Below are 8,323 nucleotides of genomic sequence, written 5' to 3' on the forward strand. Positions count from 1 at the left end.
GATCAGGCATAATCCGCTTGCGGAGGATGCCGAAACGGTTGATGTCGGCGGAGCCGTTGTCATACCGGGTTTTTGCGACAGCCACACTCACCCCGTTTTTTCCGGCGCCAGGATCAGTGATTTTGCGCTGCGCACCGCCGGGGCGGACTATGCTGCGGTAAAAGCGGGCGGCGGAGGAATAATTTCCAGCGTGAAAGGCGTGCGCGAATCTTCGGAGAGCGCGCTTAAAAAGAAACTTCTGGCACGCGCCGAGAAATTCCTTATGGCCGGTACCACCACTATTGAGGCAAAGAGCGGGTACGGCCTGTCAAAAGAGTCTGAAATCAAAAGCCTGCGCGCGATCCGCCATGCGGCGGCGGAATGTCCGCTTGGCATGGTGCCGACCTTGCTTGCCGCCCACAGCCTGCCGCCGGAATTTTCCGACGCGGACAGTTATGTAAGCCACATCATGGCCGAAATAATACCCGCGGTCGGCGCGGAAAAACTGGCTGTTTTCGCGGATATTTTCTGCGAGCGCGGGTTCTTTACCCCGGCGCATGTGCGCGAGCTGATGGCTTGCGCCAAAGCGCATGGCCTTAAACCGAAGGTTCACGCCGAACAGTTCACGCACTGCGGGGGCCTGGAGGCGGCCGCGGACTGCGGGGCGGTTTCCGCCGATCACGCCGATCTGGCTGACAGCCGCGATATCGGGCTGCTGAAATCGTCCGGCACGGTGGCGACGCTGCTGCCGGCTTCAAATCATTTTCTTGGGCTGTCGAAATTTCCGCCCGCCCGCGCGCTTATTGACGGCGGAGCCGCGGTGGCTCTTGCCACCGATTTCAATCCCGGCACTTCGCCCTGCTGGAATATGCAGTTTGTGCTGAGCCTCGCCTGCACGCACATGGGCATGACCCCGGAGGAAGCGCTGTGCGCGGCCACCGTCAATGGCGCGTGCGCCATGGGGTTGAGCGGAACAGCCGGCCGCATCGAGGTCGGCCTGCCTGCTGATTTCGCGGTTATGGATGTGGACGACTATCGCGAGCTCTGCTATTATTTCGGCGACAATATGTGCGTGATGACGGTCAAAAACGGCGAGTCGGTCTACATTTCCGGTTAATTCCGCTGTTTCCATGATACCGAGCCCGCCGCAACTCAGGTTCCGGCGGGCTCGCTGTTATATGACCGGACGCGATTTCCTCCGGCAATCAGAAGGGGGTTTTAGATTACGCGATAAAATGATATAAATACATATAATATATTCCGAGAACAGGCCTGAAATATGATAAAAGTGGTACTTTTCGACGTGGACGGCACTCTGGTCAAGGCCGGCGGGTGTGGCCGCCGCGCGCTTAACCGGGCTTTGCGCAGGCTGTACGGCAAACGCGATATCTGCTCCGATCATATTCTTGCCGGCAGCACCGACCGGGACAATTTCACAAAATCGTTCATTTCCGCTGTGGGCGCAAAGCCGAAAGCGAGTGACCTGAAGCTCATTGAAAAGACCTATCTGGCATTGCTGCCCGCCGAAGTGAATGCCGCGGTCCGCGAACGGCGGTATGAAAAAATTGCCGGGGTGGAAAAACTGCTTGCAAATCTTTCCCGCCGCAAAAACGTGCTGGTGGGGCTGGGAACCGGGAACGTGGAACATGGAGCGCGGCTGAAGCTGGAGCCGTCCGGGCTTTGGCCTCATTTTAAATTCGGCGGGTATGGCTGCGATGGCCTTGAGCGGGTGGCTGTGCTGAAAACCGGGGTAAGGCGCGCGGAGAAGGTTTTGGGGATGAAGGTCAAACCGTCACAGGTTTTCATTGTCGGCGACACGGAAAAAGACGTGGTGGCGGGCAAGCAGGCCGGATACCATACCGGAGCGGTCATTAACGGCTATGGCTGCGCGGAAACGGTTATCCGCAGCGCGCCGGAACTGCTCGCCGAGGATTTTTCTGAAACGGAATATTGGCTCATGTGGCTGGGGCTTGTGGCTTCGGGCCAGAAAGTGGAACGGGGCTGCTTCATGTTTCCCAATTCCGCAATTGACCATGTTCAGCACGGCCGGACCGGCGACCATGCGCCGCAGGCTGACAGACTGTGTTGCGCCCGGCCGGCGGCAAAAAACCGGGCGAAAGGCAAAAAGTGATAAAAGTAAAGAAGAACTGGCCGCGCGGTTTTTTTGACAAGGTGTTTTACGAGCCTTCGTCGGTTTGCGCGCGCAAGAGGGCCGGCCTCGAGGCGGAATTTTTCGCGCGGGCGCTTGGCCTCAAACGCGGCATGAGCGTGCTGGACGTGGCGTGCGGACAGGGCCGGCACTCCGTTCTGCTTGCCGGGAAAGGGCTGGCCGTGACCGGCGTGGATGTGACCCGCGCCTATCTGGATGACGCGCGGGCATACGCAAAACGCGAAGGCGTGAATGCGCGGTTTGTCAGAACTGACATGCGCAAACTGGCTTATAGCGGCGAGTTTGACGGCGCGCTGTGCGCGTTCACCAGTTTCGGCTATTTCGACCGCAAAACCAATTTTGACGTGCTCAAGCGCATTTTTCGCGCGCTCAAGCCGGGCGGCAGGTTTGTGATTGATGTGATAAGCCGGGAATATCTCGAGCGGTATATGGAGCCGCGGGACTGGTTCGAGATGCCGGAGGGCGGGTTTCTGCTAGAGGAACATGAATTCGACGCGCGCGCGGGCCGGGTAAGAACCCGCATGGTCAGGATTTTGGAGAACGGCAGGATTATGGATCGCGCGTTCGGGCATATTGTGTACGGCGCCGAAGAACTTAAGGCGCTGCTTTTGAAAGCGGGGTTTGAGCCGCTGAAAAGCTGGAAATCATTTACGCCGGATGCGCCGGTGAAAAACCGGGCGATAGTGCTTGTGCGCAGGCCGGACAAATCAGTTTAAAACAAACGGAGGTTCGAGCTATGGGTAAAACAGTGGAATGCGTGCCAAATTTCAGTGAAGGGCGGGATTTGAACAAGATTAACGCTATCGTGGACGAAGCGCGGGCCGTGCCGGGCGTTGTGGTGCTGGACGTGGAAAAAGACGCCGATCACAACCGCACCGTGCTTACGTTCGTCGCTCCTGAGGAGAACGCGGTGGAGGCGATGTTCCGGGTGGTGAAAAAATCGGCCGAACTGATAGACCTCAACCGGCATCAGGGCGAGCATCCTCGGATGGGCGCGACCGACGTGGCTCCGTTTATTCCGGTTATGGGTACCACGGTCGAGCAGTGTGTCAGGCTGGCGGAAACTTTGGCGGAACGGATCGGGCGCGAACTGGAGATCCCCGCGTATCTTTATGACTGCGCGGCCCGCGTGCCGGAGCGCAGGAATCTGGCTGCGATCCGCAAAGGACAGTTTGAGGGCTTGCGCGAGCTGATAGGCAAGGACCCGGCCCGCACGCCGGATTTCGGGCCCGACCGTATTCATCCGACCGCGGGCGCGATTGCCGTGGGCGCGCGCCGGCAGATAGTCAATTTCAACGTCAATCTCGACACCGCCGACATGGAATTCGGCGCGTATCTGGCCAGGAAAATCCGCACTTCCGGCGGCGGCCTGCCCGCGCTGCGCGCAAAAGAGATATTCCTTGAAACGCGCGGCATCGTGCAGATATCCACCGTGCTTACGGATTACCATACCACGTCCGTGGAGCGGGCGCTTGAGGAAATCCGCCGGGAGCTTGCTCCCAGGGGCATAAAGATTGTCAGCACCGAACTGATCGGCCTGACCACGCAGGACGCGCTTGTCCGGTACACCGCCGAAAGCCTTAAACTGGAAAATTTCGACGCCAAAACGCAGATTCTGGAAACGCGGCTGGCGGAAATGCTCGGGACATGGCAGTCGGGCGCGAATGTTCTGGTGGAGGCGCTTGCCGCCGACACCCCGACTCCCGGCGGCGGTTCGGCCGGCGCGGTTTCGGCGGCTATGGGTTGCGCGCTGCTGATGATGGCGGCGGCGGTTTCCGCCCGCAGCAAGAAAGTTGACGAGTCGCATAAGCCGGCCCTGAACAAAGCCGTCGCCGAACTGAAAGCGGACAAGGCTGTGCTGCAGGGCTGTATTTCGGAAGACTCCCGCGCTTACGACCTGTTCACCGAAGCGGCGGCGCTGCCCAAGGGTTCGCCGGAGCGTACCCAGGCTATGCAGTCGGCTCTGCGTTACGCCGCGGAAGTGCCGCTTAAAACGGCGCAGACGGCGCACCGGTGCCTGGCGATTCTCAGGGAAATCGAGCCGAAACTGTCGCCCAACGTGGCTTCGGATTTCAGAAGCGCGGGTTTTCTGCTGGATGCCGGTATAAAGTGCGCCGTGGAGAACGTGCATATCAACATGGCGATGATAAAGGACGAAACCGTGGTGTCAGGCCTGAGCGCCGCGCTGGACGGGTTGCGGAATTGAATGTTTGAAAGCGGGCCGTGGCGGCCCGCGCAATGAGCCGATTGCTGACGGCAGCAGCTGAAATTTAGGGGAATGTATGGCAAAGAGGAATAAAAAGCCGGGCGCACACGAAAAAAACGCTAAACCGGAAACAATCCGGGCCGGGGACGAAGGCGGACGGCAGTCCGCGCCGGGACGGGACACCGAGCCTGTTGCGGAACCCGCCGTTCCTTCTGCCGACACCTGGACCGCGAAGGATACGCAGACCGAAATACCGGCCGGCGAGCCTCAGGACATGATTTCACGGCTTGTGCAGACTGACACGTTCCGCGGTCAGCAGTCCCCGGAATCCGGCAACGCCGACACTGCGAAAGACACCGGCACCGATCCCGCCCCGGAATCCGGCGCGGAATCCGCCGCTGCCGGACAATCCTCTGCGCCGAAGGCCGGCGCGCCGGCCGGGCAGGGCGTGTCTGACGGCGCGGGCGCGCAGGAAAACAAAATTATAGCCAGGGCGAAAACCGTATCGGCAAAAGTCATTCCGCCCCCGCCTGCGGAAAAACCGGACGTGCGGGAGCAGGACGCGGCGCTGCCGCCGGTTTTGGAGAGGGCTGAGCCGGACGTGTCGAATATTGACGATATTTTCTCCACCATCGAAGTGGCCGCCGCGCCGCCGCAAGAGGCGCCGGCTCCGCGCCGGCGGAAAACGCCGCCCGAGGAGCTGGATGAGAAGAAATCGCTCCGGCGGCTGCGTGAAAAGCTGTCGGAACTGGGCTGGTCGCGCGACGAAGTGTACCGCCTTTCCGTGAAGTTTTTCGGACGCCGCACCGCCGCCGAGATTGATGAGGATTACCGCAACCTGCTCAATTCGTTCCGGTATGTGGAGAAGCCGGAGGAGAACCGCGAACTGGCGCTGAAGGTGATGCTGGACGAGCTGACCAGCACGGAAGCGGTCAAAAGTTCCCATATCAGGATGCGGCGCGGGGAATTGCGCGAGCAGCTGGCGGAACTGCCCTGGGCGGCCGACATGGTGGACGCGCTGGTCGAGAAATACGCCGACGAGAAAACCGCGGAAGAGCTGCTCATGCGGTTCAACATCATTCTGTCAGATCTGCCGTATGACGCGTCTTCTTCCGAGAACAACGCCCTTGCCGCTGGCATTCTGCTTGACGCTTCGCGCTTTGACGAGAGTTTCGAAATCGCGGGCAAGCGGGTTTACGCGCTGGCTCTTGCGCGGGAATTCGAGGATATCCCGCAGGAACTCAGCCAGCGGCTGACCGATAAATACTGGAACAGCGTGAACGCCGAGGAACTGGGCGAGATGTCCGACCGGATTTCTTCGGAGATCAGGCACGGCGAGCATCCCCGCAACTTTATTCTGTCGCTGCGGGTGTTGACCGGCGAGCTTACCAAAGAGGAAGCCTTCAACGAGGCGCGCCGCCGCAAAAATGTGGATGACATCGCCAAACTCGGCGAAAAAATCAGGCTGGAAGCGGAGCTTGTCGCCAGCGTCACCTCCGCCTATACCGGCGCGGACGGCAACTGGTTCGACGCCGAATTTCCCAAGGTTTTCGCCAGACTGTATGTTTATTCCGGTTCCGCGGCGGCCAACGCGGTTCTGTCCGTGCGGGCTCTGGCTGGTGAAATAACCGCAGACGAAGCGGTTCTGCGCTCGCTGGCCGGCAAAAACGCTTATGATATCGGTGCGCTGGCGGAACAGATCTTTCTGGAAGACGAGTTTGCCGGGGCCGTGCTTGAGTTTTACGCCAGGAACCGGAACCGTGAATTCGTGTCGGATTATTCCGGCCTGCTGGCGCGGTTTCCGCAGCACGATGGGGTGCGGCGGTTCGCGCCGCGCAACATCCTGCATACTATTGTAGGCGATATGGGTGTTGAAAAAGCGGTTTTTGTTTCCGAAATCATGGACGCATTTGACTCCTATAACGTCGCTCCGGAGGATGCGGGCCGGCTGGCCGATAAATATATGGGCCTTAAAACGGCGGACCAGCTGAAAGCGGAATACGAGAGCGTGCTGTCAAAAATTCCCTGTCTGGAGAGCCAGGAGGAGAATCAGGGCGTCGCGCTGGACGTGCTGCTTGACGGTTCCGGCGAAAGCCTGCGCGATGCCGTTGAACAGGCGGCTATCGTGCGTGACCGCACTTTGTTCCAGCGCGAACTCAACAAGTACGGCTGGTTTGTGGGCTATGCCGCGGAAATTACGGAACGGTTTCTGGGCCGGAAGCAGGTGGATGAGGTTGTATCGTCATTTACTGGCATGCTTGACACCCTGCCGTTTGCGGTCAGCCGGGAAGACAACGCCGACATCGCGCGCAAGGTGCTGATGGGCCGGATGTCGGAGGACGAGGCCCGCCGGCAGGCCGAGTTCCGCCGCGATCTGGCGGGCAAACGCTGGGCGGTGAATTACATAAACGAAATCGTGTCCGCCTATCTGGGCACCAAAAAGCCTGCCAAGGCCGTTGAAGCGCTGGACAGACGGCTTTCCAAATACGGGTTTTTAAACCTTTCCCGCGCGCTCAACCGCTATGCGGTTGACCTGGCCGTGCTGGAACTGAACGGGCAGGCCCGCGAATTGCCGGTAACGCTCGCGCTGGAGCTGATGGAGGCGGAGATCTCGCTTGAAAACGTCAAGCGGGTTTATGCGGAAGTCGAGGCGAAAAAAGAGCTTGATTTCAATCCGGTCGAGGTGGCCCAGTATTACCGCGAAAGCATGGCGTCGGGCATTACCGCTGATGAAGCGGTCAGCCGGGTTATCGGCCTGTTCTCCAAAGACAGCGCGTCGGCCAATTGAGCCGGTTGAAGGCGCTCGAAATTTTGAGCGGGGCGGTTTTATAATATTGACGGCGGGCGATATAATCGCCCGCCGTTTTTTCAGGCATTTGCAATCTGCCGGGCTGGCATTCGCGCGCGGATCCGATAGTGAAAGCCGGTTCGCACGGCTAACCCGGACAAAAAAGAAACACCCGGCTCAAGCCGGGTGTTTCATAACGGCGAAGTTTTTGAGTTAATGTATGCCGTGCATCCACTTTTTGAGCTTGCCGGACAGCCCCCACAGTATGATCGCGGATCCGAACGCCGTGCAGGTAGGGATGGTGAAGAACAGCACTTTGTTCATGTTGTCGTAGTCGCCGGCGAACATTCCGCCGACAATGTTGGCCAGAAATGACGAACCCAGCCACACGCCCATCATGACCGATACGAACCGCAGCGGCGACAGTTTTGTTACCGTGGAGAGTCCCACCGGCGACAGGCACAGCTCGCCCAGCGTGTGCAGCAGGTAAACCGCCACCATCCACAGCATGCTTACCGCGCCCGAGGTCTTGTACATGTAGGCGGCCAGGATCATCAGCACGAACCCTGAACCGAGAAAGCTCAGCCCGTAAATGAATTTCACCGGCGTGCGCGGCTCAAGCCCGCGCTCGCTGAGGTTGACCCACATATTGGCGAAGAACGGCGCCAGTATCATGATGAACAGCGGATTGAGCGACTGGAAATAGCTTGCAGGCACGGTCCAGCCGAAAATCTGCCGGTTCACGCTCTGGTCGGCGAACAGGGTAAGCGAACTGCCGGCCTGCTCGAACGCGGACCAGAAGAAAACCGAGAAAGCGGTCAGGATGATAATAACCGCCAACCGCTGTTTTTCCACCAGCGTGAGCGGCGTGTTCTCGATGTTTGTGCCGTCGGCGGCTTTTTTCTGCCCGCCGGCTGGTTTGAGGCCGATGTCGCCGAGATGCTTGTGCTGGCCGTGCAGATAGGTGAACAGGCCGATCAGCATGCCGAAACCCGCCGCTCCGAACCCGTAGCGCCAGTCATATTTTTCGCCGAGCGTGCCGCAGATCAGGGGAGCGAACAGCGCGCCCAGATTGATGCCCATGTAGAAAATGGTGAAGGCACCGTCGCGGCGCGGATCGTCCGGCGCGTACAGCTGGCCGACGATGGTGGAGATGTTGGGTTTAAAGAACCCGTTGCCG

6 protein-coding genes are annotated in these 8,323 nt (G+C 59.4%); 5 read left to right on the top strand and 1 reads right to left on the bottom strand.

Features of this window, described 5'->3' with window-relative positions; genetic code table 11:
* From hutI to PHW69_08965, 5 genes are all read left to right on the top strand, one after another.
* On the top strand, positions 1 to 1,096 hold a 1,096-nt coding region (hutI, locus tag PHW69_08945), incomplete at its 5' end, for an imidazolonepropionase (GenBank protein MDD4005309.1).
* Between the two features lie 162 nt (positions 1,097 to 1,258).
* Positions 1,259 to 2,110, top strand: coding sequence for an HAD hydrolase-like protein (locus tag PHW69_08950; protein ID MDD4005310.1), 852 nt, complete (start codon positions 1,259 to 1,261; stop codon positions 2,108 to 2,110).
* Positions 2,107 to 2,865: a class I SAM-dependent methyltransferase gene (locus tag PHW69_08955; protein MDD4005311.1), complete on the top strand. Its 759-nt coding sequence runs from the start codon at positions 2,107 to 2,109 to the stop codon at positions 2,863 to 2,865. The genes PHW69_08950 and PHW69_08955 overlap by 4 nt, the downstream gene beginning before the upstream one ends.
* 20 nt (positions 2,866 to 2,885) lie before the next feature.
* A complete protein-coding gene (gene ftcD, locus PHW69_08960) occupies positions 2,886 to 4,355 on the top strand; it encodes a glutamate formimidoyltransferase (GenBank protein MDD4005312.1) in 1,470 nt (489 codons plus the stop codon).
* Positions 4,356 to 4,431: 76 nt separating this feature from the next.
* Entirely contained in the window at positions 4,432 to 7,143 is a 2,712-nt protein-coding gene (locus PHW69_08965; GenBank protein MDD4005313.1) for a hypothetical protein, read from the top strand.
* Between the two features lie 213 nt (positions 7,144 to 7,356).
* Here the strand turns inward: PHW69_08965 and PHW69_08970 are convergent.
* Positions 7,357 to 8,323: peptide MFS transporter (locus PHW69_08970; protein ID MDD4005314.1), on the bottom strand; the 967-nt coding region annotated here is incomplete at its 5' end.

The sequence above is a fragment of the Elusimicrobiaceae bacterium genome, assembly GCA_028700325.1.
Classification (GTDB): Bacteria; Elusimicrobiota; Elusimicrobia; order Elusimicrobiales; family Elusimicrobiaceae; genus JAQVSV01.